General features: G+C 59.5%; 22 protein-coding genes. 12 read left to right on the top strand and 10 right to left on the bottom strand.

Annotation, left to right across the window (positions count from 1 at the left end; all coding sequences use genetic code 11):
- Positions 1-44 precede the first annotated feature (44 nt).
- The 3 genes from BM222_RS28665 to BM222_RS40345 form a co-directional block, all read right to left on the bottom strand.
- Positions 45-257, bottom strand: a complete 213-nt coding sequence (locus BM222_RS28665; protein ID WP_143106076.1) for a hypothetical protein — start codon at positions 255-257, stop codon at positions 45-47.
- 663 nt (positions 258-920) lie between these two features.
- Positions 921-1,136 (bottom strand): hypothetical protein, encoded by a 216-nt coding sequence (locus BM222_RS28660; protein ID WP_092235581.1) that lies wholly within the window; start codon positions 1,134-1,136, stop codon positions 921-923.
- A 335-nt stretch (positions 1,137-1,471) separates the two neighbouring features.
- Entirely contained in the window at positions 1,472-1,774 is a 303-nt protein-coding gene (locus BM222_RS40345; RefSeq protein ID WP_143106075.1) for a hypothetical protein, read from the bottom strand.
- Positions 1,775-1,964: 190 nt separating this feature from the next.
- Between BM222_RS40345 and BM222_RS41395 the strand changes: the two genes are divergently transcribed.
- Together BM222_RS41395 and BM222_RS28650 are read left to right on the top strand one after the other, a co-directional pair.
- Complete coding sequence (locus BM222_RS41395; RefSeq protein ID WP_177243529.1) at positions 1,965-2,423, top strand: hypothetical protein; 459 nt, start codon at positions 1,965-1,967, stop codon at positions 2,421-2,423.
- A 456-nt stretch (positions 2,424-2,879) separates the two neighbouring features.
- Positions 2,880-3,113 carry a DUF6894 family protein gene (locus tag BM222_RS28650; RefSeq protein WP_092235576.1) on the top strand — a complete coding sequence of 78 codons (234 nt, stop codon included), beginning with the start codon at positions 2,880-2,882 and terminating at the stop codon, positions 3,111-3,113.
- A gap of 223 nt (positions 3,114-3,336) precedes the next feature.
- On the opposite strand, the gene BM222_RS28645 is transcribed toward BM222_RS28650, so the two are convergent.
- A complete protein-coding gene (locus BM222_RS28645) occupies positions 3,337-3,768 on the bottom strand; it encodes a hypothetical protein (protein WP_092235573.1) in 432 nt (143 codons plus the stop codon).
- Between the two features lies 1 nt (position 3,769).
- Positions 3,770-4,516: a formylglycine-generating enzyme family protein gene (locus tag BM222_RS28640; protein WP_502690939.1), complete on the bottom strand. Its 747-nt coding sequence runs from the start codon at positions 4,514-4,516 to the stop codon at positions 3,770-3,772.
- Positions 4,517-4,901: 385 nt separating this feature from the next.
- Here BM222_RS28640 and BM222_RS28635 point away from each other — a divergent pair, with 385 nt between their 5' ends.
- The 4 genes from BM222_RS28635 to BM222_RS28620 all read left to right on the top strand — a co-directional run bounded on the left by BM222_RS28635 (position 4,902) and on the right by BM222_RS28620 (position 14,077).
- Positions 4,902-5,810 carry a DUF4399 domain-containing protein gene (locus BM222_RS28635; RefSeq protein WP_092235568.1) on the top strand — a complete coding sequence of 303 codons (909 nt, stop codon included), beginning with the start codon at positions 4,902-4,904 and terminating at the stop codon, positions 5,808-5,810.
- A 7-nt stretch (positions 5,811-5,817) separates the two neighbouring features.
- On the top strand, positions 5,818-7,125 hold the full coding sequence (locus BM222_RS28630) for a caspase family protein (RefSeq protein ID WP_092235565.1): 1,308 nt from the start codon (positions 5,818-5,820) through the stop codon (positions 7,123-7,125).
- A gap of 1,114 nt (positions 7,126-8,239) precedes the next feature.
- Positions 8,240-8,437 (top strand): hypothetical protein, encoded by a 198-nt coding sequence (locus tag BM222_RS28625; protein WP_092235562.1) that lies wholly within the window; start codon positions 8,240-8,242, stop codon positions 8,435-8,437.
- Between the two features lie 2,451 nt (positions 8,438-10,888).
- A complete protein-coding gene (locus BM222_RS28620; protein ID WP_092235559.1) occupies positions 10,889-14,077 on the top strand; it encodes an adenylate/guanylate cyclase domain-containing protein in 3,189 nt (1,062 codons plus the stop codon).
- Here BM222_RS28620 and BM222_RS28615 read toward each other — a convergent pair.
- Positions 14,063-14,608: a class I SAM-dependent methyltransferase gene (locus tag BM222_RS28615; protein ID WP_244547279.1), complete on the bottom strand. Its 546-nt coding sequence runs from the start codon at positions 14,606-14,608 to the stop codon at positions 14,063-14,065. The genes BM222_RS28620 and BM222_RS28615 overlap by 15 nt on opposite strands.
- A 158-nt stretch (positions 14,609-14,766) precedes the next feature.
- Positions 14,767-15,249, bottom strand: a complete 483-nt coding sequence (locus BM222_RS28610; protein WP_092235553.1) for a hypothetical protein — start codon at positions 15,247-15,249, stop codon at positions 14,767-14,769.
- A gap of 792 nt (positions 15,250-16,041) precedes the next feature.
- On the opposite strand from BM222_RS28610, the gene istA reads away from it, so the two are divergent.
- The 5 genes from istA to BM222_RS41390 all read left to right on the top strand — a co-directional run bounded on the left by istA (position 16,042) and on the right by BM222_RS41390 (position 21,396).
- Positions 16,042-17,349: an IS21 family transposase gene (gene istA, locus BM222_RS28605; protein WP_092235550.1), complete on the top strand. Its 1,308-nt coding sequence runs from the start codon at positions 16,042-16,044 to the stop codon at positions 17,347-17,349.
- Entirely contained in the window at positions 17,349-18,197 is an 849-nt protein-coding gene (gene istB / locus BM222_RS28600; RefSeq protein WP_177243528.1) for an IS21-like element helper ATPase IstB, read from the top strand. The genes istA and istB overlap by 1 nt, the downstream gene beginning before the upstream one ends.
- 1,324 nt (positions 18,198-19,521) lie before the next feature.
- A complete protein-coding gene (locus BM222_RS28595; protein ID WP_092235620.1) occupies positions 19,522-19,941 on the top strand; it encodes a ribbon-helix-helix domain-containing protein in 420 nt (139 codons plus the stop codon).
- A gap of 4 nt (positions 19,942-19,945) precedes the next feature.
- On the top strand, positions 19,946-21,115 hold the full coding sequence (locus BM222_RS28590) for an extracellular catalytic domain type 1 short-chain-length polyhydroxyalkanoate depolymerase (protein ID WP_092235545.1): 1,170 nt from the start codon (positions 19,946-19,948) through the stop codon (positions 21,113-21,115).
- Positions 21,116-21,222: 107 nt separating this feature from the next.
- A complete protein-coding gene (locus BM222_RS41390; RefSeq protein WP_177243527.1) occupies positions 21,223-21,396 on the top strand; it encodes a hypothetical protein in 174 nt (57 codons plus the stop codon).
- A gap of 221 nt (positions 21,397-21,617) precedes the next feature.
- On the opposite strand, the gene BM222_RS28585 is transcribed toward BM222_RS41390, so the two are convergent.
- Positions 21,618-21,812 (bottom strand): hypothetical protein, encoded by a 195-nt coding sequence (locus tag BM222_RS28585; RefSeq protein WP_092235618.1) that lies wholly within the window; start codon positions 21,810-21,812, stop codon positions 21,618-21,620.
- Positions 21,813-22,705: 893 nt separating this feature from the next.
- Between BM222_RS28585 and rnhB the strand changes: the two genes are divergently transcribed.
- Positions 22,706-23,530 (top strand): ribonuclease HII, encoded by an 825-nt coding sequence (rnhB, locus tag BM222_RS28575; RefSeq protein ID WP_092235542.1) that lies wholly within the window; start codon positions 22,706-22,708, stop codon positions 23,528-23,530.
- Here rnhB and ligD read toward each other — a convergent pair.
- On the bottom strand, positions 23,480-24,493 hold the full coding sequence (gene ligD, locus BM222_RS28570) for a non-homologous end-joining DNA ligase (RefSeq protein WP_244547281.1): 1,014 nt from the start codon (positions 24,491-24,493) through the stop codon (positions 23,480-23,482). The two genes, rnhB and ligD, sit on opposite strands and share 51 nt — an antisense overlap.
- Positions 24,490-24,825, bottom strand: a complete 336-nt coding sequence (locus BM222_RS28565; RefSeq protein WP_092235615.1) for a hypothetical protein — start codon at positions 24,823-24,825, stop codon at positions 24,490-24,492. The genes ligD and BM222_RS28565 overlap by 4 nt, the downstream gene beginning before the upstream one ends.
- Positions 24,826-25,537 lie beyond the last annotated feature (712 nt).

Raw genomic sequence — 25,537 nt, 5'->3', positions numbered from 1 at the left:
TCGTACGCTTCAATCATGACGTTTCCTCCTCAGTTGGGTTTGACTTAGCCGATCGAGCTGGTGTTGCCCTGCGCGAGCAGCTGGGTGACGGCAGCGGCACCACCGGCACCGAAGACGCTGGAGCCGCCCTGAGCCACGCCGACCTGCGTCGCAGTGTTCGCCTGCGCGACGATGTTGTTGGACAAATTGCTAAAATCGAAGAACCCACCAGACACGCCGTCGAGCTCCATATCGATCAGTTCACATGCTTCCATCATAACTTCCCTCCTGGGTTGCCGTGAACGGCATCTGGCTCAAAGCAAACCAGCGCCTCACTGCTCGTGTTCTTACCGGAGAGTGGCTGTTTTATCTGTGAGACGAATCACGCACGCCCCACATCAACCGTCTGCGATACGACGCGTGATTTCGGACGTACTGGTGCGCGTACTTCCTGCGCCGCTTCTAGTCCGTCCAACATGATCCCCGCATGCACCGAAATCATGTGGGGGCGTAACGCATTAACGCGCGGAGCACACGCCTATTCGTCGTAAGCCGAGACAATGCGAGGCACATTGCTGGATGCCGTTGACGACGCGTCTGGCGCTGCGATCCAATTTCGGTGCACCAAAGCGACCGGCTCCCTCGTTTGGCAAATAGTTGATTGCCGATCGCAATCGGATTCCGCAATCAGATGTTCAATGTTGTTGAATGTTAGGCCGTTGGAGGGGCGACCGTGCTGGAATGGAAGATGAACTCGCGCGGCGGCTCAAGCCATTCCTGGATCCGCTGAATAACTCTTCAGCGGATGTGTCCACTCGATGTTGCGGGAGTGATCGGCCCCACCGCAGCGGCATTCAGCGATGGCGGAATGTCGTTGCGGTCAGGTACCGAGTTGTACCCGCACACCCCGGACCGCCAAGGAGTGTGCGGGCATGCATTACCTAGCCGATCGAGCTGACATTCGCCTGAGCGAGCAACTGTGTCAGGTTAGCGCCGCCACCATTGCCGAAGACACTGAAGCCGCCGACGGCAACACCAACCTGCGTAGCGATCTGCGGCTGTACGACGATGTTGCCGGACAAATTGCTCACGTCGAAGAGCCCTCCGCCACACACGGTGTCGAGTTCCATATCGATCAGTTCACGCACTTCATTCATGATTCCCTCCTCAGGAATTGCGGGGTGAACGACATCCAGCCCAGAGCAAGCCAGTGCCTCACTACGCGTGTTGATACTCAAGGATGGCCTATTCATCTGTGACAAAAATCACGGGCGCCTCGCAGCGGCAGTCCGCTTTCGCTCCCATATGGCCCACGACGCTGTCTCAGGCAGGAGGGCTAAGGAGCGCTGAGCCACATGGTATTTGACGGCGAGATGAACGACCGCGGGCCACGTGGCCGCGCGCTTGTTGCGGATCGCTCCGAACCCGACGAGCTTGCTCGATCGAGCGGAAAAGGCGTTGAAGAAGACGACGAGTTTCGTAGGCGTATAAGCTAAGAGCAGATTGGTTTAATGCGGCGGCTGTTCGCCGGATCGTGGGCACGGCTGCCCATACTCATTGCGAATTCTCTGATCCACTCGTTCTGGTCGCGCGGTGGACAAACAATATCGAGCCTCAGGCAAGGCATGAACATCCAGACAAGCTGATCGTGGTCGGCGTCGCCGCCAACTGAGTCGGCAAGCGTTGGTATCAACCGCCGCATGACCCAGCGCGTTAACCCACCTCGTGGACCGTCTGATCGACTGAAGTCTGTTCTGGTTGATGCCGCATCCATACCAACGATCGAGTTGTCCATGATTGGACAGCCGTATCATTGAGTGCTGCAAGCGCGTCCGTGATAAGGCTCCGCACGCCGGCCCGACGGCAACGAACGAAGCCTTGTAGCAAGTGGGCACTGTACGTGCCCGTGTCCATCAGAATTCCCAATCTAATTCGTATCCGAACACCCTTCGAGCAGGCATAGGAGTTCGGACATCCGCAGCTTAGTGGATAGAGCTGAAGTTCAGCTGACCGAGTTGCTGTGTGACGCTTGCGTTATTGCCGATAGCGATACCAATCTGCACGGCAATGTTCTGCTCTATGACGATATTGCCGAACTGGCCGATATTGCCGAAATTGCCAAAGCTGAAGAGCCCCTCGTGCCCATGGTGTCCATGGTGTCCATGGTGTCCATGACCTCCACTCACGACGTCGAGTTCCGCATCGATCAGTTCACGCATTCCACTCATGACTTCCCTCCTCGGGGTTGCAAGGAACAACATGTGGACCGAACCATACTGGAAGACAGCTCCTCCATCTGTGACGAAAATCACGGGGCGGCAATCGCCGTACCATTGGCGGCGCGCGAGTTCGATACCATCGGCGGAATGCGGCTGGAGGCGCGGAAAGATGAGCCGCGCGCACGGCAGACGGCTGCTAGAAGGCCCGTCCGGCCGACGCCGTGAAAGGCATTGCCGCATGCTGAGAGCCAGAATGTCGCGGAACGCAATCCAGTTCGCCGGCGCAAGCAGCCGCGACGATCGCGAAAGATATGGCCGCGAGGTACCGTCCTAGGCTGGCCTCCTCCCTCTGTCGTATTGCAAGCACTAAAAAATCGATGCCGCGTTCTGTTACCCCCTCTGCCGGCACGTACCGGCTTCCAGCGGCGGCGGGCAGCCCGAGCCCAAACTGGATGTAGCAGGGTAGACAGCTGGCGCGGACACTTCGGCTGCCGGCGGCGCAAGCATGGCTTGCGCCGGCTCAGCGCTAAACCTGGATCCCTGCCTCGGACCCGATCGAGGCCCGCGAGCCTAGCAATCCGTACAATGTGCGGATGATCACGGACAATCCGCTTTGCGGCCTCATATGACTTCGACATGCAAGGTTGAGCTTGCTCACCCGGATTTTCCAAGGAGGCATACATGACTCAGGTCTATTTCCATTGCTCGAACGCTAAAGGAGTACTGATGGATCGTCGCGGTACATTCGTATCCGACCTGATCGAGGCGTGTGAGGAGGCCACCCGCAGGGTGCGATCCCTCGTCACAGCCGCCAACCTGGAAGATTGGCGCCAGTGGGCCCTGCATGTCAGCGATGAGGCTGGCGAGGAGCTTTTCATTCTGCCGTTCGCATTCGTGGTCGGTAGGCCGCATTGAGAGGATGCCATGCTCCTACAGTGGCCATCATTCCTGCTTCTTTGTCAGGGGGCGGATGCGATAACGACAGCAATCATTCGGCGGGCCTTCGCCGGAGCGATGATCGCCCAACGGCACTTCTGTCGCCCAGCGGCCGATGGAGCGTGTGTTGGCGCAGCGTTGGCGTCATAGCAGTAGCGCACTGTCGCACGGCGAGCGGGCAGTACTGCGGAATCGGGGCGATCTAAAATCGCGCGCGATCAGCTGCTTCGGTCTCAACCGCTTTGCCAATCAGGAGATTGATCGGGACGTCTTGTCCGCTGCCGCAGCGCAACAGTCCCGCACCTGCCGATCCGGACGCAACGATGCGGCATTGGTCCTGATCCATGATCAAAATGCCTTCCAGCCGGCCGTACGACACTTTCAACTGCATGCTCGCCTGCTTCTGCTCTGCGCCATTGACGCTGCACAGGCCGACGTGGCGCAGCGTGATGGTCCCTGAATATTCTGTACCTGGACTCGTAACCGTCTTCGCGAGATTACCCGTAATCTCCCATTCGTGCAGATAGCCGATTTGCCCGCTCGCGGAGTAGGACTGTGCCCGAGCGGCAGTGGCTGCACCAAACGATACAACTATCGCCGCGACGATCGCGCGCTTTAAGTCGGGGCGCGGCATATTACGGCAGCTCCCGCACGACGCGAAAGCCGTTGGCGTAGTAACGTACATCAACGTCGTAGCGAAATCGCGCCGAAGATCGGACGTCGCTGACCTTGCTGAGGAAGTTGCCGCCGCGCAGCACCCGCAGGCGGCAGTCGCCCGACGTCCAAGGCAACGCGTCCTTCGGCGCATTGCGATAGGAATCATTCCAGCAATCCTCGACCCACTCCGCAGCATTGCCGGAGGTGTCGTAGAGCCCAAAGCCATTCGGACGGAAGGAGCCGACTGGCACGACCTGCTGCTTGATCGGACTTCCGCACCCGTCGCACTGCGCATGACCCACGCCTGCCTCTTTGCCCCACCAGAACGGTGTTCTGGTCCCCGCGCGCGCGGCATACTCCCACTCCGCTTCGCTGGGCAGACGGTATTTCTGTCCGGTCTTCTGCGACAGCCAGGCGACGTACAGCTTGGTATCTTCCCAGCTGACATTGATGACTGGACGGTCGCCGCGACCCCAACCGTGATCCTCGGGACGGACTTTGCAGGCGCCAGCATCGACACACGGGTCCCATTCCGCGAACGTCACCTCGCGGCGCCCGATCGCGAAGGGCTTGGGAATGCGGATCAGGTGCTCGGGCTTCTCATAGGGCGTGTCATTGGATCCCATCACAAAGTCTCCCGGAGGCACAACCACGAGCTCAGGGCAATTATCGCAATCGCGAAACAACTCTCCAGGATCCACACTGGCGCCCTGTTGTTGAGCCACTCTGGTGTCGGATGGCGCTGATGATTGGTCGCTAGATGGGCCGCTGCTTAGCCCCCGCTGGGCAATTGCAGCAGTACTTGCAAATAGTGCTGTGAGACAAATCACAGACAAGGCGGCGGATTTCATCTTGTGATCTCCGGTCGACTCGAACGATCAGGAGTATGCACACGTCACATTCAATGCCGCATAGCATGCTTCATTCGGCCGCGACCGGCAAGGCGACAGTCGCCCCGCTCGATTGTGGTTTACATTGGCGAGCAAAGGGATATCGTTTCAGGCTCGTCCCGCTTTGGGTGGGACGGCCTAATTTCGATAGTTGCAGCTTATTTCAGATTCCCGCGGCTCCTGTGGTCCAGATTGTGGTCTATCCATTGGGAAGATTGCGATGATGCAACGTTTGCTAATATCGGTTCTGGTTCCATTTATCGGCGGCTTGATGCACTGGCACGCCGCACAGGCTCAAGCTCAGTCGGGCGGACCAACGCCCTCGCCGCCAGGGGCGGCCGTCTATTTCATCGGCTTGAAGGATGGCGACACCCTGCCAACCAAGACCACTCTACATTTTGGCCTGCACGGCATGGGCGTTGCTCCGGCAGGTTCGGACCGCGCCAACAGTGGTCACCATCATTTGATCATCGACTCGCCCACGCCCGCGCTGAATGCTGAAATTCCTAACGATTTCCAGCACCTCCATTTCGGGGCCGGACAGACCGAGGCAGAGATTTCGATGGCCCCCGGTGAGCACACTTTGCAGCTGGTGTTCGCCGATAAAAATCACGTCCCGCATTCGCCGCCGGTGATCTCCGAGCGGATCAAGGTCAAGGTAGCTGACCAAACCAGCCCCGCGGCGGCGCAAGCAACCCCTGCGGCGGGTGGACGCCGTTCCTCGCCCAAGGACGCGAAGGTTTATTTCATCTATCCAAAGAACGGCTCCTATATTTCTCCGAACCCGGTTATCCGCTTCGGCTTGTTGAACATGGGCGTGGCGCCGGCGGGCTTCGACAAACCCAACACCGGCCATCATCATTTGCTAGTGGATGCCGAGTTGCCTCCACTCGACCAACCAATCCCAAACGACTTCAACCACCTGCACTTCGGCGCTGGCCAGACCGAAGCGAAGATCACGCTCCCGATCGGCCAGCACAAGTTGCGCCTTTTGTTCGCTGATTTTCAACACGTGCCGCACGATCCACCGGTGTTCTCCGATGTCATCAACGTCACCGTGACGGAGAACGGTCTGCCGCCGAAAAAGCGCAAGCACCGCCATCGCCCCTGGCGGAGTTACGGATTGTGATGCAACGATGAAACCGCACCGGCTCTTGATCCACGTCCTCTGCCTCATCATCAGCGCGATGTTCGCGGATGCGGCCGCAGCGGAGCGTCGGGTCGCGCTGGTGGTCGGAATCTCCTCCTATACGAACGCACCGCCGCTGCCCAATACCGGCAACGACTCCAAAGCGATTGCAGCGCTGTTCAAATCTATCGGTTTCGACGTCGTCATTGCACGTAACGATCTCGGCGTCGTCGACTTCAAGCGCACTGTACGCGAGTTCCTCATCACTGCGGAGAATGCCGATGTGGCGGTGGTCTATTACGCCGGCCACGGCATCGAGATCGGCGGCGTGAATTATCTGATCCCGATGGATGCCAAGCTGAGCCACGACTACGACGTCGACGACGAGGCTATCGCGCTCGATCGCATCATCTGGGCGCTGCAACCGGTACGCCGCCTGCGCTTGATACTGCTCGACGCCTGTCGCGACAACCCCTTTGCGGCCAAGTTGCGGTCCGCAAGCCGGTCGCCGACGAGAGGCGGCCTCGCGAAGCTGGATGAAATCAGCGCCGACACGCTGGTGGCCTTCGCGGCGAAGGCAGGGTCGATTTCTTATGATGGCGACGGCGTGAATAGTCCCTACGCAACCGCTCTGCTCCGACACCTTGCTGAGCCCGGCATCGACATTCGGATCGCGCTTGGCCGCGTGCGCGATGAGGTCATCGCCATGACCGGTGGACGGCAGGAGCCGTTCATCTACGGTTCTCTCGGCGGTGCCACCATCGCCTTGGTGCCGCAGTTTGGTACAGCAAATGTAGCGCCAGTACCGCCGCCCGCTCCGCCGGTTTCGGCGCCGACCCTCGCGAAGCCGGTCGCCGTCAATCCAATGCAGCCAAGCGCGCCACCGGCGCTGAAGGCGGAACTTCCCAAGCCGCCGGCTCCGGCGCAGGCGCCCCCTGAAATCACGGATCCCTGTGTCCGCGACGAAGCGAGGCTGGCACGTCTGCGCGCCACCCCTGCACCAGACGAGATCACCAACTTCCAAAGCGAGGTCACCTGCAAGCGGCTGCGTCCACAAGTACAGCGTCTGTTTGAGAGTATTGTTGGTAATACCGCTCTGCCTTCTAGCGGAAATGCGGCGCCGCAAGCGGCTCCGAAGCAGCAGGCACAGAATGAGTCTGTCCGTTCCGAAGATTCTTGCACCCGCGACATGGCACGGTTGCAGAGCCTGCGCGCTGAACCTACGCTTCAGGCGATCACCACTTTCGAGAGGGAATTAGGCTGCGAACGGCTCCGGTCCCAGCTCCGCCGATTGCGCGAGAGCGTCGCTCCGTGATCTCGTCTGCACACCTCGCGGCGCGTCCGGGACATTTCTCGATAGAAGCTCGACACAATCTTCTGCGCGCCTGCCAATCACTCAACTACCGGATAGCATCCGTTCGAGTGCGTTGCTTTGAGATCAGCTGCGTTCGAAGATTTTGGCACCAGGGTAGATTCGCCGGGCGTACGTAACGACCCGCTCTCGGTCCTGAGTCTCAAGGAAAGGTGTTCGGAGCTGGCACGACCCGACGACGAGGTGCCACCGGCCGCTAAGTCTTTGAATCACGACGCTCATAGTGTGCTCCCTCGAAGAACCGCAAGGAACTGATAGACGCGACAATCCTATAGATCGTGCGTCAGGTCCGTGATCATCGTCACATGTTGCAAAAAGCCGCGTGCTTGTTCGCTGCCTTGCCGCGCGATGGTTGACCGGCTTTTCGTGGTTGAGACGTCCCAGCGAACGCCGCTCGGCCGTATTGATCGCTAGCGAGCATCCGAATCCGCTAAAACATGTCCGCGTCGATTTGTGCAGCATAAACGCTGAGAGTGCCGGCCGCCGAGCTCACCGACGTCCCAGCGGTCTAGTGCTACAAGTCATGAGCCAATTCGCTCCTCGAAGTTCCAGTGACGCGCATCACGGTCATTGACCCTCGGATCGGCTATCCCAGGCGTGAGTTGGAAGGCACGCTGCTGAGCCAACCGTCACTATTCATTGAACCTCGGAGGTTAAATGACTCGGATTAGGATTTCCCACAGCTGGCGGACCATACGCGGTGCGCATATCCGTATCGTCCACCGGCGTAAGGTTGCGGTTGAACCGGTTACAAGCATTCTCCGATGTGCATATCAGGGGATGGCCACTTTCGGCGAGGAAAGGCCCACCACAGAGGTGAAGGTATCGCGAGCATCGTGACGCCATCCTATAGCGGAGGTGACGGCAGTCAGGCCGCCTCGGTAAGGCGGCCTCTTTTGTTTCCGTTTGCCGCAGCATTCGGCGGTGCCGGCCGTTAGCAATGCCTCTTGCGATGAGATCGCCGCCGCTTCCCATTCGACACGCGCTATCCTCGCCGTCATAGGCTTTGCGTGCACAGAAATCCGGGGAACAGAAAGTTCAAATACAGGAGGCAGGAATGAGTCTTCCTTCGGTCGGCTGGGACATTATTGGATGGGATAGCCTCACGCCACAGGGCATTCGGCTTGGCAGCGCGACCATCCTCGCGCTGCTAGCGCTGGGCCGCCCCGGACCGTCGGTCTTTGAGCTTTTTGCTGGCCTAATCTGCATCCTCGGGGCCGGCCTGATGGTGGCGCAGGCGGTCTCGCTTGGTTGACTCGCAGGTCTGCTTGGGACACTCATCGGGATGCCGCTACGAATCTCATCAGCGAGCGTCGGTGGCCGCGCCTCCACGATCAAGGGGAGCGTCGGTTCGGTACGACAGCTTCGCGGAAGATGAGTTCACGCCGGCGAGGTTCACGCACAGATAGGCGCGGACAACATCGCCGCCGCTTTGGGAGAAACTGACTGACCTCCGAACCGTTTAACGCCGTCCCGTAGATTTCGACAGTGAACGTCATTGATGTGAACGGGACTCTGCCGAACTGGTTCCTGGGCCAAATCAGCGCGCGCGATCTATCTGGGCGGAATGGTAATCCTGTCGATCCTCCGGCAGGGCAAGCATCTATAGACGTATATGGCGGGCAGTTTTGCTACGTGTGGCAGCACTGCAAGGTAATCCATAGGTCTGCTGCATTCCTTGCAAATAAGGATCGGTGCATTGCTTCTCGTCATTGCGGGCAGAGTAAGTTTCTTGGAAAGCGGGTGCACCACCGGTCGAATACTGCCGACTATCGGAAATCGGCAGGCCGTGCGTTTCTGTGGCCTCTTAACCACGCCTTCCAATATTCCACTCGCTGCCGTTGCCTCTAACGCTAGACTCTGGCTTCTTGTTGGATGCCGGAATGCTTATAGGGAGGCGAGCGTGCACGGCGAAGCGGGCTGCATAAGTTGCTGCCAACCTAGAGTGCTAAAGGCACTTTTTCCCGTCGCTGAAGGCGTCGAGCTAAAGCTTTATGAATGCGCTGGCTGCACTAGCAGCATGTGGCTAATCACCAAGGCATTGAGATTGTCTCCTAAGCGCGAGAGCGAGAGAACGCGGTTTACGACAATCGACGCTGCGTTAGAGGCCGCCGCCTTGGAAGGGCGCAGACCAAGGCTCTAGAGTAGGGCGGTTTAGATGTGAGATTTGTTCGCCGAACATGAAGGCCTCACTCGGCGGCCTTAAGCCAGCGGCATAGAAAGGGCGACGGGCTGCCAGCTCCTCCGCTAGGACGAGCGTGGCGCGTTCACCAAGCCTCATTTCAAAAGGCTGGACATGAGCCTGCCTAACCTTCGATTGACGCAGCCCATTGGCTTCGAGAGGTAATGAAAGTCCGTAGAAGAAAACGCTTATTTGCTCTGCCATTCAGCGCCTAATTGCCCTCACCAGGTCAAGCACATTACCTGAGTTGCCGTCTCCCCTGCCCGACAATGAGCCCTCTCTCGTCCGCCATTCCCGGAATGGCACTCATTCGTAGCTTGTCACCGTAGATTGTCACGCAAGCTTTCCACTAAGTTGTAGGAAACCCCAAATCATCCAATGACGTGGTCGTTCAGGTCTGGAGGAGTGGATATCCTCTGACCTTCTTCGGGCTCGGCCTTTCAGTAAAACCGCTGGCCACAGCCCTCTCAGTTTTTTTGCTCGGCTACAGCACGATCACGAACCGCGATCTTCTGTCATCATGAACTCGAGGGGCGCGTCAGTAATCGCCGGGCTGGTGCTCCACCTCGCGCTGGTGCCCTTCGGTGATGGCAAGCCGTACCGGATGGAATTTGCCCTGGACCGGATGAAAGGCCCCTGGCGTCGCGTCCCCGCCTGAATACCCTCGGACAATCTAGCGTGACGAAGACAGCGGTCTGATGGACCGTGGTGATTTCCCGTGCTTCGTGTCCCCTCACCCTGGCTCCCGCACCGCCAGCCCAAGTACAGCCAATTCAGTAGCGAACTCGTCGTTTACGAACGGGATATCGAAGACCGCCCTTACCAGTAACCGCCCTTTACCATTAAAAGATATAGGTGGCTGTCTTTTGCTTCTCACGGCGCGCCTCATTTAGTCATTTAGTGACCGCACGCTTCAAAGTCAGAATTTACCTATCTTCACCGTCCCGATGATTTTGCAGATCCGTCGCGAAACCAGCGCGATGCCTTCCGAAATTGCGCCGCTCGGACAATGGGTCGAACGGCCCCGCGGTGCTCAGCGACCTCTGCCAGTCGTCGCGGGAGCCAAGATAGATTTGGCGTTCATTCCGTGCGCGCCCGGCAGCCCCGCCCTGCTGTCGGCTTGCTCGCCTGGAGCTTGGCCGAGTGGCCTCTCGGCGGCACCTGGATCTCAATTTTGAAGGCGTTTATGAACGTCGGAGCCGAAACTTCCTGTCTGTCTCGCCTGAGACAAGTTCGCACAACTACATTCTGGTCATGCGCTGCAGCACGATAGTGAGTTGATTTCATCGTTCAACTGCTGGAGTTTGCGCGAACTACTGCGATCATCCGTACTTCGTGACCTATTTGCGAGGGTTCGAGCTGAGCAACTTCTAATATTGCGCAGCAGTCCAACTCAATAATTGGGTTGCGATGGCAGCTCAAAGGTGGTGCCATCGAGTTACGATGACGGCCCGGCGGCGGTCTGCCGCAAAATTTCATGCGGGTGCTTCCTCCTGGTCCGTCGATAGCTCATCAGAGGGCTACATGCTTTGTGAGCGGTGCGGTGGTCACAATCCAGCGACGAACCGTTTCTGTCATGGCTGCGGCGCCCCCTTGCCGCTGAGATGCCCTGCTTGCAGCCATATCAACCCGTCTGGTTCGGCCTTTTGCGGTGGATGCGGAGCATCGCTCGCACAGACGCTCAGGCGCCCGCATTCCCTCGCCGGGGCGGATGGCGCAGCTCTCGGTGAGCTGAAGCAAGTGACTGTACTGTTTGCCGATCTTGTTAGTTCAACCGAAATGGTCGCTGGCCTCACCGCTGAAGGTGCGATGCAGCGTCTCAAACCTGCACTCGATACTATGTGCGACTCGGTCGAACGTTTCGATGGCACCGTTGTTCGAACATTAGGAGACGGCATTCTTGCCTTTTTTGGCGCCCCTCGTGCTCAGGAGGGACACGCATTACTCGCGTGCGAAGCTGCGTTGGCCATGCGAGACGCATTTCGAGCTCGAGAAGACGCAATGTCAATTCGCATTGGTCTGCATTCCGGTGAGATCGTCGCCGACGCTCCGCTGCTTGAGACCCTGACAGAACCTGGCGCCTACGGCCTCACGATACATCTCGCAAGCCGCTTGCCGGCAAATGCGGACTCGGGGGAAATTTGTTTGACCGAAGACACCTATCGCTTGGTTCGTTCATTTTGTGATGTCGGGTCCCTAGGCCGTCGTCGGCTGCGGGGTCTTGCCGAGCCAATCGAGCTCTATTTATTGAAGAGCCTCAAGCCGGCCGTGGCGAGCCAGCAATTCCGTGGCGTCACACTGGCAACATTTCGAGGCCGCGACCGGGAAATGATGCTGCTGCAGCGGACCCTCGCAGCGGTAGAAACCGAAAGATCACGTGTAACCGGAATCGTCGGAGCTCCCGGAACTGGAAAAAGCCGACTTTGCTTTGAATTTGCAGAATGGTGTCGGTCACGCTTCATCCCGGTGTTCGAGGCACGCGCCCAGCCTTACGGCGCAGCATCCCCTCTGCAGCCTGTGCTCGAATTTCTACGCTCCACCTACTTCAATATATCGCCCGAAGACGATCCGGACGTTGCGGTGAAACAGATTGCAACACATCTCACCGAACTTGGATCGACGTTTGAGGCTGACCTAGGCTTGGTCTGCGACTTCCTTGGCGTTAAGCACGGTCAGGGGCCGCCCTCTTGGCTCAACCCGAAGGCTCGCAATGCCCGTTTGCTCGACATTGTACGACACATGGTACGTCAGCGCGGCGCACTGGCGTCTGTCGTTATCATAGAAGATTTGCACTGGCTGGATCAAGTCAGCGAAGAATTCGTCGCAACCGTGGTTGACGCTGTCATCGGGACAAAGACGGTGCTGATCGTAAATTTCCGCCCGACGTATTTCGCTTCTTGGATGCAGGGGCCACAATATCAACAGATCGAGCTTGCCGAACTAAGTCCGACGAACACACATGAGCTTGTTGACGAGCTTCTGGGACAACGACAAGAGCTAAGCGACGTCCGGCGGCGTATCGCTGAGCGCAGTGGAGGCAATCCCTTCTTTGCGGAAGAACTCATTCGCTCTTTGTTTGAGCATGTTGCTACGGTGGGAAAGCCCGGTGATTACCAACCCGGTCTTCCGAGCAACTCCGACGGCTTACCGGCGACTGTCCAAGCTGTAATCCAAGCTCGCATTGATCGGCTCACCGCAACTGAGCGCGATCTTCTGCACATAGCTGCGATTATCGGTAAAGAATTTCAATTAGCGGTTCTGCAAACCGTCGCAAACCTACCGCCCTTGGAGATGGAAGCCACGTTGGTCCGGCTTTGCACTGCAGAAATGCTACAGCCACGGGGTGGGCAGGATGGCCAAAGCTACAGTTTTCGCCACCCGCTTATTCAAGAAGTCGCCTATTCCACCCAGCTGCGGGCAAGGCGCAGCATATTACATTCTCGAGTAGCCAGAGCCATAGAGCGATTTTATCCCGAGCGGCTCGATGAATTTTCTGCCCTGCTATCCCATCATTTCGAAGAAGCGGGAGAAACACACGGCGCCGCCGAGTATGCGGCACGCGCTGCGCGCTGGATCGGGTCGACCAGTCCGGCGCAGGCGATTAAGCATTGGCACAAGGTGCGCGGGCTGTTGGCCGGAGAGTCGCGTAGCGCGACACGTGACAAACTCGTTATCGTCGCCAACAGTCAGATTGCCTGGTTAGGTTGGCGAGAGGGCATGACCTCTGAGCAGGCAAAACCGTTCATCCGAGAAGCGCTCGAATGGGCGCGAGACATCGATGATTCGATGATTCCGATGCTGCTTTTTGTTGAAGGGCGCATTGCCGGCGCGAGCGGTGGGCAGGCGGATGCCTATGTCACTGCGGTCAAGGAAGCGCTGGCGCTTTCGGAGTCGCGCCAAGATTCGGGTAGAACTGCAACACTAAACGCTTCGCTCAGCCAAGCCTACGGGTGGGCCGGATTGCTCAAAGAGGCGCTGGCTGCAAACGACGCTGCGTTGGCAGGTGTGTCTAGCGTGGCTGATTTCGATCACCAATTTCTTGGGTACAAGGTGGAGCATTGGATTATAGCCCTCCGCGGCCGCATTCTTGCACGGCTTGGCAGCTTCGACGAGGCGCGGCGTTGCTTTGATCGCATTCTTACCATCGAACCGGCGTTGATCGATCCGACTGTGCAGTTCATCGCCAATCAAGGCTACGTTGATCTAGCCTGGTGTGTCGGCGATGCGGGAATTGCCATTGCACACGCTCAGCGGGTCCTTGATTTGGCAACGCGTCAAGCGAGCCCGTACTTGCGGGCATACTCGCTTGTATGTATGGGCATTGCCCATGGGGTTGCAGGGAATTACCGCGCAGCCATTCAGTCGCTTTCGGAAGGCGTCGATTTTGTGCGCGCGGCAAGAGTCGCGATGGAGATCGAGCCAGAGATGCTTGCCAATATTGCCGAATATCAACTGCGCTCTGGCGAGTGGGAAGCTTCGATCGAGAAAGCCAAAGAAGCAATTGACATTGCGAAGGATCGCCATACTCGATTGCCGGAATGTCGAGCAATGATCACACTAGCGGCCGCTTACGCCGCCAGCGAAGATCCAGATAGATCGGAAGAAGCCGCCATGCTCGTTGCCCGCGCTGAAGCCGCAATCGAGGCGACAGGGGCGAGCATCTATAGACGGCTATTGGAAGAGGCACGGCGGCAATTGTCACTTAGAGCCTGATTTCGCTTTCTCTCCAAAGATTCGGACAATCAACGTAAACTCCCTCATTCCGTAGTCTTCGCGCACCTCCGTTGCCGCAGCGAATCTGGTGGCGCAGTAGCGTGCCCAATCCGCAGGCTCGGCGTAATAAAGCCCCTCGCGACCGGGTGTTCCGGCTAGTCGCTTCATAAAATTGACGGCAAAGCCGCGCCGGCTAGTCTCGTACAAGGCGTCAAGGCTTTCTCGAATGAATCTTTCCCATTCTTCCCGAGGCTGGCCAAGTTCGACATTGAAGATACCGCTGGCAAGGGCATAATCCGCCGTACGTGGGATAATATGGCCTTGTACGAACGACACCGTTGGTCGACCACCCCAGAGCTGTCTCGCCTGTCGAACCATGTTGGCCGAAAGATCTATACCCAGATAGTCAATTAGAGGGTGCGGATGGCGCCGGTCCAAATATCTCACCAGCGCCCCATAACCACAACCCAGATCGTTCAACGAAAACGCCGACGTGAAATCGCACAACTTCAGAAGCTGGACGAAGCGCATCTCCTGGGTGGCCTGGCAAGTCCAGTCCACGCCGAGTGGCGTAGGCCCGAACTTTTTTGCCTTCGCTGAATAGTAAGCAGCGACCCCCGAATAGATGGCGTCCAGCTTTCCGCTCCTGTCGGAAGCGCGCTGGTTAGCGGAAGAGGAGGTCCCCATCCCTACTTTGGCACGTCTGGTGCCATCGGCAACGAAATTGTCAGGTGATCCCTGGGTATGTAGAAAATTGGTTGGCCCACCGAGACGACAACTTTCAAGCCCAATCCCTTCCGCGAGTCATGAGCCGTCATAAAGCATGGTAGCTGGGCCCCTCCAGGCACAAGGTTGGCGATCAGCGCTTTGACAATGCGCGGATCGCCGTATTCGCCAGGGTCGTCCGATGGTATCTTCTGTAGCCATGTCAGGAGCGCAAACCAACGATTCTTCGCGCGGTTGTTCTGCAGCCCGCCAAGTCCCAGCAGCTTCGCACTCTCAACGAAGGGTCGCCCCACCTTGAAGATTTCGAATTCCTTCTGCAGAGCTGCCATCTCGGTGATACCACCGAAGGTATGCTCTGCACTTGTCTGCTCAATTCCAAATCTCAAATTGAACAACTCTAGAAACGAGCCAATATATGGGTCGTCGTCACCAACCAATGAACCCATACCGATCTCCTTGAGTAACAGAGCTGGGTCAATGCTTCGATACGCATTTGAACCCCAATTCCGCTAAATTGCAAGGCGACGGCGTTCTAACCTGCGGTTTGCGCGATTTTGCCGTGAGTTCCGACGCTTCGTTATGGCCCAGCTCGGCGTGATTTCCAAAATACTGGCTGATCTGGTTCTCATGGTCCAACTTATGGAATCCGATATCGCAACCGAAGAAAAGCGGGCCAATACCTTGGACGATCGCACCCTCGTACCCTGCTTTGGAAGACGCGGGACGATCTCAAGATGACCATCTCCACCATAGAACGGCGATCACCAACTAGCCGCAGATAAAAGTCGCTGCTCCCTGTCATCACTGTTGGCGATTGGCTACATATCAGCGCGCCCTTCAGGTCTGGAACAAAAAGCAGACGCGCTGGGCTCGACCGCGCTCCGGTTGAAGATGCGACTTGCATGAGCGAGAATGAAACAGGCTACCGAGTTTCACATTGCTGTCTTCTTCACATTCTTTGGCGCCATGTCCCTTGCACGACATGGTATTTCCAAACGGAAGTGCCTTGAATAGGCCCGCCCGCATTAGGTTCGTCTCATTTAGACGTTTCACGCTCCCGGCCCGAAAGATCAGGCATTTTCTTTTTGAGAGCCTGAGCCACTGATGAGACAGTCCTGCGCACGAGGCTGACTCACAAACTCGCTCGTAGTTACGATTATTTGTCGCGCGCCATGGAAAACTGCCCCCTCGGCGTCATGAGGAATTGCCCCCTCCTTGGATAGCCGAGGAGAGAGTGAATGAAAGAGGAACGAATCGCGGAAAGCTCGTCGTGGATTGATCCACGGGGGCAGGTGATGAAGACGCCGGATGACGTGGCGGAGATGTTGCGCCTGAGGGCGTGCGGGTGGGGTCTGAAGCGGATTGCGCGGCAGCTGGGCTGCAGTCATCACACGGTGAAGGACTACGTGGCGGCGGGCGGGGTGAAGCCGTTCAAGTCGCCTGAGCGGCCGAAGCGTCTCGACGGCCTTGAGGGTTGGCTGCGCGAGAGGCTCATTCGGCATCGCGGCAATGCCGACGTGGTGCGCCAGGACTTGTTGGCCGAGCAAGGCGTGGCAGTCAGCCGGCGGACGCTGCAACGCGCCGTGCAGCCCTATCGTCAGGCGCTGAAGGCGGAGGCGTTGGCGACGACGCGCTTCGAGACGCCGCCAGGCCGGCAGCTGCAGATCGACTTCGGCGAGCGTCTGGTCGAGATCGGAGGGGCGAGAGTCAAGGCATTCGTGTTCGTGGCGACGCTCGGGCATTCGCGGCGGCTGCATGTGCGTGCGTTCCGGGCCGAGAGGCAGGAGCATTGGTTCGCCGGGCTCGAGAGCACGTTCACGACCTTCAGCGGTGTGCCGGAGGAGGTGCTGATGGATAATCCCCGGGCGCTTGTCGTGCGCCACGACGCCGTGAGCCGGTCGGTCCAATTTAACGACAAGCTCATCGCGTTCGCGAAGCATTGGGGCTTCCGTCCTCGCGCCTGCGCGCCGTATCGGGCGCGGACGAAGGGCAAGACGGAGAATGGCGTCGGTTACGTGAAGAAGAACGCGATCGCGGGGCATTCCTTCGCGAGCTGGGAGGCATTCGAGGCGCATCTGGCCGGATGGGAGCGTGAGGTGGCGAACGTGCGTATCCACGGCACGACCGGGGAGGCGCCGATTGCTCGCTTTGCGCGTGACGAGGCACATCGGTTGAAGCCGCTTAGCGGGCAACCGTCGTTCGGATCGTTGCGTGAACTGACCCGCGTCGTCGGGCATGATTGCGCCGTCGAGATCGACACGAACAGCTACTCAGTGCCGTGGCGCCTGATTGGCGAGCGCGTGGCGGTAACGATCGCGGCGGGCGAAGTGCGCATCCGCCATGGCATGCGCGAGGTTGCGGTCCACAAGCAATCGGATGGACGTCGGCTGCGGATCATCGACACCGCTCATCTCGATGGTGTTGCTGGTCGCAATGGCGCGGTCCGCCGGGCTGAGATCGCGGCGGCGGTGCTGGCGCCGTCCTCACCCCCGTCGTTGTTGCGCCCTCTTGCCGAATACGAAGCCGTGGTCGGAGGAAGCTTCTGATGGCACGGGCAAAGAACATAATGGAAGCAACGGCCGATCCGCTCGATGCCATGCTGGCGCGACTGCAGCTCTCCGGTATCCGCGATCAGCTCGACACCCTGCTCGACGAGGCGGCGCGCTCGAACCTGTCGGCGCGTGAGACGCTGATCCTGCTGTGCGAGCGCGAGATCGCACGCAAGGACCATCGCCGCATAGAGATGGCGCTGAAGCTCGCACACTTCCCGGCGGTGAAGGAGCTTGCTGGCTTCGACTTCGAGGCGCAGCCGTCAATCGATCCAAAGCAGATCCGTGATCTTGCCGCATCACGTTGGATAGCCAACGGAGAAAACGTGCTGCTGCTCGGGCCGCCAGGCGTAGGTAAGACGCACTTGTCGATCGCGCTCGGGCGAGAGGCGATCCTGGCCGGATACACGGTGCAGTTCACCACGGCGACGACGCTGGTCGCTAGCCTTGCCAAGGCGCACGGCGAGCGACGCCTGGACGAGAAACTTCTCGCGCTGTCGAAGCCAAAGCTGCTCATCGTCGACGAACTCGGCTACTTGCACGCGGCCCATCTGTTCTTCCAACTGGTCAGCCGGCGATACGAAACTGGCGCGATGCTGATCACGTCGAACCGCAGCGTTGCCGAATGGGGTACGGTGTTCGCCGATCCCGTGGTCGCCACCGCGATCCTTGACCGGCTCCTGCATCACAGCCACGTGCTGACGATCCGCGGCGACAGCTACCGACTTCGCGCCAAGCGCAAAAGCGGCCTCATCAAGACGCCGACCGCCGGTGACGGCCCTCCGGTCGGCTCCGCCTCCCTCCGGCCCGTCACCGGCGCAAACAACCTTCAACCGAGATCATAATCCCGATGGTGGGGGCAGTTCTTCGTGACGCAAAGGGGGCAGTTCCGGAAGGCGTTTGACAGATTATTGACCGGCCTCTGTTGCGAGGCTGCATTTCGAAGCTACTCACCCTAGCTTGCTGCGCGAATCTCCGCGGTCTGAAAGAAGCACTTTGTCTGTCCAAGGTGTTGGGTATTCCAGTGCGGAGGAGCGGTGATCTGCAAACAGCCTGTCTGCATTGCACTAGCCCTAGCTGGAGCTTGGGATGCCTAGCCCTTCTGTACGATCAAGCACGCTGCAACGCTCTGTCAGCCTAAACGCGATGGATTCCTGCCCCTACCGGGAGTAAGCCATCGATCTTTCGTTCGGAATTTTGTCTGTTTCTTCCGACGCGGTGCTCGATGTTGAGACGAATGATAGGGCTCGAAGGATTCGGAGTTGATGGTAATTTGCGAGCCGGCGCTGGCAGGAATCGACCTGTTGCCCGTGCTGGTGAGTCTCGGCGATTGGGGCAGCCGTCATCGCTCCGCCGCTCCCGAATTGGGGGCCATTGCTAAAGAGCGGGCCGCGGGTGGACCCAAGGCGATCGCGCGGATGAGGCGAGAGCTTGCTTCACAGCATCCAGCCGACGAATGAAGCTAAACCTCGGCGTCACCGCGCCGCGTGCGCCGGGACAGAAAGGTCGGCCGCAGCGACATGAGTCAGCGCTTCGAGTGGTGATTTCCTTCGGCTTTGCGGTGGCCGGCTCATGAAGCCACTTGTGCACCGATACGACTCTACCTCGCCGATGCATATACAGTCCTGGAGCCACGGGAGGTTGCAATGTCTGGCGAGCACCGAATGAGCTTCGCGGCACCGCAACCTTTATCCCTGCATTGCCTTTCCACACATCACGCTTTTCGGTCTTCGCCGCGTTGCGCTTCGCTCTCGGCCCGACCATCGAGCTTGCACGGAGGACCCGCTCAGTTCCACCACTTGCCGTGCTGCCCGTCGGCAAGGTGCTGGTGTTGTGGGCGAAGACTGCGGCTTTCCTCGAGGGCCAGCCGAAAACGTGCGAAGGGCGAATGCATTGGGCCTAGAAATCTCACTATAATTGCTCGCTCGCGTTCGCATGGCGATGGCTGAAGAACGTCACCGCAGGACCCTTAGCTTGCATTATTGGGGGGAGCAGCCCCCCTTCTCGGGGCTCGCGCCGCGCTGATTGCGCCTCCTGAAACATAAGCGATCGATTGGGAGGACCCCCCCCCATCCCTTGCTTTCACGTCATATCGTTTGGGCACCCCCTTGAACGCTGGGATCCTCCATCCATATACCATCCAGACAGATGGAAAGAGGAGTGGAAGCAGTGGCCAGTAACGTCCGCGAAATCCGACCAAAGCCGTCGGACTCGGAAAAAATCACAATCAATCTGGGTTTTGTCGATCTCGGTCAGGTCGACCTGATGGTCCAGGAAGGGTTCTACTCGAATCGTACTGATTTCATCCGAACGGCAATCCGCAATCAGCTCGAACGTCATGCCGACGTGGTCAAGCAGTCCACGGTTCGAAAGAGTTTGGACCTTGGACTTCGACATTACAGCCGCGAGGATCTCGAAGCGGTACGGCGGATCGGTGAAATGCTGCACATCAATGTTCTGGGCCTTGCCACCATCGCCCCAGACGTCACGCCCGAGCTTGCTCGCGCGACGATTGGGTCGGTTTCCGTACTGGGAGCTTTGCATGCCAGCCCGGCCGTGAAATCCGCTCTCTCCGACAGAACGAGGTAAGGCCATGCTGAATCAGGACATCCTTCTGGAAGCCACACGCCTCACGCGCTCGGGCCAGCTCGTCGAAGCCACCGCGCTGCTCCAACGCATGCTTCGGGGTGAGAAAGCGCCAGACGTCACCGCCCCCAGCACACACCGCTCCGCCTCTACAGAAGGAGAGCCGCTGACCATCGACGCCAAGGCACAAGCCATAAAGACGATGAGTCCCCGACGAAGGGAGCGTCCATCGATGGCTCTCGCTCGGAGTCTTGCAGGGTTGGGAGGCCAAGGACCGCTGAGGCGCGCTCCGCCGTCCATGGCGCAGATCGTGCCTGAGGGCGCCAGGTTTGTCGAAGGCACCTATGCGAATACTGCGGGAAGCCGCGCCTACCGCCTCTTCATCCCGAGCGGCTATCATGGCCAGGCGATTCCGCTAGTCATCATGCTCCACGGCTGCACGCAGTCGCCGGAAGATTTCGCCGCCGGCACGCGGATGAACTTTATGGCCGAAGAACAGACCTGCTTCGTGGCCTATCCCGCACAGGGGGCCGAAGCTAACCATGCGAAATGCTGGAATTGGTTTCGTCCGGGCGACCAACAGCGCGACGCAGGCGAGCCCTCACTCATCGCCGGGATCACTCGCCAGATCATGCGCGAACATTGCGTCGACCCCGAACGCGTCTACGTCGCCGGACTGTCGGCCGGCGCTGCGGCCGCTGCGATCATGGGATCCGCCTACGCCGATCTGTACGCGGCGATCGGGATCCATTCCGGGCTAGCCTGCGGGGCGGCCACCGACCTTCCCTCGGCGCTGATTGCCATGAAGCAAGGCGGCGGGTCCCATGCAAGGCCGGCTGATGGCCCGTCCATTCCGACGATCGTCTTCCACGGCGACCGCGACAACATGGTAAATTCGAAAAACGGCGCGCGAATTGTCCTGCAAACCATCGGCGGGACAAGCACAACGACGAAGGTGCATCGCGGACGGGTGCCGGGCGGGCATGCCTACACTCGCACGGTCCATACTGACGTCTCCGGACGCAGCGTCCTCGAGCACTGGGAAATCCACGGAGCCGGACACGCATGGTCGGGAGGCAGCCCCGCCGGGTCCTACACCGATCCGGACGGACCGGATGCAACAAGGGAAATGCTGCGTTTCTTCCTCGAGCATTCGCTCCTTCTCAGGCGAAACTAGCAGCCCTGCGGACGCGTCGATCAGGTCTTGTACCTTGTTTCAGGGCCCGCTTCGCGTCCTTCGCATGAAATGCCTGTTGGACGAGATCATGTTCCGACACGAGCACCTTGTCGCGCGGATCTCGACTCGACTGGAAGCCCGAAACCGAGCTGACGGTCGTCGAGGCCGAAGACGAGGTCGCCACCCACGAACTGGTGGGCGGCGGCGGGAAGGTGCGGGTCAGGCCTTTCGGCGACAGTTGGCCTGCGAGGGACACCAAGGATGCGCTGAAGGACGGATGACGCACGTGCTACCGCGGGAGGACGCCGCGCCCGCCTGGAAGCGGGCTGGAATTGGCATGGAAGACGAGAAGACCCGATTGCTCGCCGAAACCCAGAGATGCAGGCCTCTGGCTGCTTCATCACCGATCCGGAGGTGATCGAGCGGCTCACCGCCGGGGCGGAAGCATACGAACACCGGCTACTGCTTCGCCGGACCCGAGGGACGGGAAGCACTGAGGCCCTCAGGTCTCACCGGGGCCCGAGAAGAGCACGGTCGGCGGCGTTGCTCGCGGCGCCGGCCTCCGTGGACAGCTCGATCCGCGCCCCTTGAGATCGTACTGTTTTGCCAGATCGAGCAGGCGCCGTTTGGTGAACGGGTCCGCCTTCTCCGCCAGGTCCCGCGCCCGCTGCGCGAAGCATCCATAAAACTCGTCCACGACGCACCCCCGCAACATCACTGAAAGCTGGGATTTCAGTAGCGGGCGGCGAACAGGTCAAGGGCCGACGAGATCGCGGACAATTTTCCGCGACACTGTTGCACCCGCGCCCCCGGCGGACCTACGGCGCGGTCGGCAGGGGTAATCCGATGGCGGTGCTGTTTTCGAGCCGGAAGCTGTGTCCGACTTGCGGCAAGCCGCTGTCGGCTGTTCCGGACGATGTCGCAGCGGAGCGGCAGCGATAAGCCTGCACGCACTGCGATGCCGACCCGATGCATGATCCCGAGGCCCGCAGGTGGGCTGACAGCCCCCTCCGCTCCGGCCAAGTAGGGGCCGATCGACAAGCCACAGTGGTCTCGTCAAGCAGTGAAGCTCGCCCGTCGCCAGATGGAAGCCTTCCGCGCGGCTCGCCTTGTCCGAAATTTAATCTCGGATGCGCACAATTAGATACTGAACCTTGCCGGCTCGATCGATGCTTAGAGCCTGGCCGCGGGTTGTCCGCGACCAGGCGGTCGAGCACCTTCGGCCTAGCCAGCCCCAGGCCGCTGGTCGCTCGGCCGTTCTTGCGAAAGCTGAACGGGAGCGAACGCTTTCGCCTCTGGCATGGTCTCAGCTCGCCGCCTGTGCAGCAGCGTGAATCCCGCGTGGCGATCATGCGGTCGGAACGAGAAGCCGTACTCGCTTGCTGCCGCATTGCACCCCGAGAGGTGGCCAACGTACGGCGGCGACATCTCTACGTCGCGCAGCACCGGCCGCGCAAAATGACGTCAGATGAAAGCTGGCCGGTTCCTTCGAGAGGGCGCTGCGGAGTCGATGAAAGCATGCTTAACTTCAGACAATCGCCATAAAGTTCACCGACACGCTGCCTACAGTCAGTCTCCACCAAGGCCGCTATGTCCCAATATTCGCTCGATGTATTGCGTCAGCGCTATGTCGTCGAGAAAAGACCGCTCGAGACCAGCGTCGAGCAGATCTTGCGGGCCGACCCCCGCGCGGGAGCCCGTGCCATCCTGGCTTCAATCGATAAGCGGCGTTTCGAAAACAGGTCCGAAGGGCAGCGCCTCCGCAAGATGCTCCGCTTCGAGACCTCTCTCTGGGAAAGCGGCCATCATGCCGTGGCAGGCGTGGATGAGGCCGGAATGAGCCCTCTCGCCGGGCCAGTCTCCGCGGGCGCCGTGATCCTGAAACCCGGGACAAGGATAATCGGAATCGACGACTCGAAGAAGCTCGATCCCGCCGCTCGCGAAGAGCTCGCGAAGGAGATCAAGGAAAAGGCAGAGAGTTGGTGTGTGGCGTTCGTCGAGGTCGAGGAGATCGACGCGATCAACATCTATTGGGCAGGCATCCAGGCTATGCAGCGTGCGGTCCGCGGACTGGGGTTGACGCCCCAGCACTTGCTGATCGATGCGAAGCGGTTGAAGGAAATCGACATCCCTCAGCAGGCCATCGTAAAGGGCGACGCCAAGTCCGCCAGCATCGCCGCCGCGTCCGTCCTCGCGAAGGTCGAGCGCGACGCGGTCATGCGGGCGCTCGACCTGCGTCACCCCGGCTACGGATTCGCGGATCACAAGGGCTACCCGGTGCCGGCTCATTATGAGGCGCTCGCCAGGCTTGGTGCATGCGCAGCTCACCGAAGGTCGTTCGGACCCGTACGTAAGGCTCTCGGGTTACCGCCCCTGCCGCCGTGGCCTTCGGCATTCGAGCGTGCCGCCGACTGAACTCCAGGTCGTATGCTTCGTCTCGGCGGCGCACTTCTTTTCGCGAATGACGTCCTTGGCCTTTTTGTCGAACCGCAGGCCGAGATAGACCGGCTGGCGCAGCTCGCCCTTGCTCGTCCACTCGGCGAACTTCACTTCCGCGACCAACGAAGGACGCACCCAGGTCGTGACCCGCTCATCCTTCACCTTGGCAGAGAACGGCGACTTGGCTGTCTTGAGCCTCATGAGCTTTCCGTGAAGGTCTGCGAGAACTTGGTGGCTGAATCCGGTGCCGACGTGGCCGATGTACCGCCATGCATCCCCTTCGCGTACCGCCAGCACCAGGGCGCCGAAGAACGGCCGGGTTCGCCTCGGCGCCGTGAAACCGGCGATCACTACCTCCTGCCGCTGTGCGGTTTTCACCTTGAGCCAGTCCGCGCTCCGGCCTCCAGATGCATAAGCGCTGTCGGCGCGCTTCGCCATGATTCCTTCAAGGCCTTTCTTCTCGGCCTCTGCGAAGAACTTTTTGCCATCGGCTATTCGGTGCCGACTGAACGCGATCAGCCTGTGGCGCGGCAAGATGGTCTTCAGCCTTTTCTTGCGTTCGAGGAGAGGAAGATTCCGGAGGTCTTCGCCGTCGACGAACATGAGATCGAACACGCAGTAAAGGAGCTTGGCTTCGTGTCTCAACGCGTTCTGCAGCAATTGGAAGTGCGAAACGCCGTCCGCGCCGAGAGCGACGAGCTCGCCGTCGATCACGGCGTCGTTCTTCACGCTTTCCAGCGCCTGCGCAACCTCCACATACGAATGGTTGATGATCTTGCCGTTGCGGCTATACAAAGCCACCTTGCCTCCGCAGATCTCGGATACCATCCGAAAGCCGTCGTACTTGTCCTCAAACACCCAATGGGGATCGTCGAACGGGGCATCGGTGAGCGTGGCCAGCATCGGCTGCAGGCGCTTAGGCGTTGACTTTCGGCTCATTTCGAAGCCGACTGCCGATCGAGAACTCTCTCGGTGCTGCCGACACGGAATATCCCTAGCACGCGCGTCCGAACCGAAACGAACGCTTTCCAAAGTTTTGCGAACCAAGAGATTGTGAGCAGCTTCGGCTTCACGATGACAAAAAGACGCTCGACCACGAGAAGGCTGACTGCATAACACACGGCGATGATCGCGGTCCCGGTGATCCAATGGCCTTTTCCGGCCACGGCCACCGCAACGAGCTTCAAGGGTTCGACGGTAGCGGTCGGCAGCGCCAGCATGAATAACGAGGGGTACGGACCCAGTCTTTCAATCGACCGTCTCAAGCTCATTGACATCTCCTCCGGACAGAACGGCCGCGGTTGCCGGTTGTTCCCGATAACGGAACATCACGTCCATTTTCTCGTTGATGCCGGCGGCACCGAACGAAGGAACACGGGATGGACCCCGCCAGCGACCACGATGGCAATAGCGAGCAGCGAACATCTGACCTGGAGGACGAGGTCGCTGCCTGGCGGAGCAGGCGCGGCCTACGACAAGGGACCACGGTGGGCAGAGTGCAAGTGGTTCGCATCGCAAAGCGTCGAGTCCGTGCGCCTTGTTGCCCTCGCCTCAATCATGATGCGCGGTGGAACTCGTGAGCGCGGCGGCGGCTGCTTGGCGGCGGCGGTAGTCGCGAGGTGATCGCGTGAACCGACGCCAGCTTATTCAAGGGTCGGCGATGCTGCCGGCATTGCTGCTCGCTTCATACGGGGACTTCGCCGCTGCTTCGGACGACGCGTTCGCGCCGTCACGTTGATAGACCTGGCCCGTGCGCTGGCGCGGCACGCATCTTCCGCTCCCAGCGCAGTTCTTCCACCGCGGCTTTTTGCATCTGGCTCACCTGCCTCTGCCAGTTGACGTCCCTGCCAACGCGCCAGTGCTAGGGCGGACACGCCCAGATGGTGATTAAGCGGGGTTTTACTCGCGCCATTCCATTGGGACTTACGGTGGCGTATTCGCAACGCGGCTTTCCCGAAAGGGCCATGCTGGTTTCATTTGGCC

This window comes from Bradyrhizobium sp. Gha, assembly GCF_900113735.1.
Taxonomy (GTDB): Bacteria; Pseudomonadota; Alphaproteobacteria; order Rhizobiales; family Xanthobacteraceae; genus Bradyrhizobium.
This window is presented reverse-complemented; position numbering and strand designations above follow the sequence as displayed.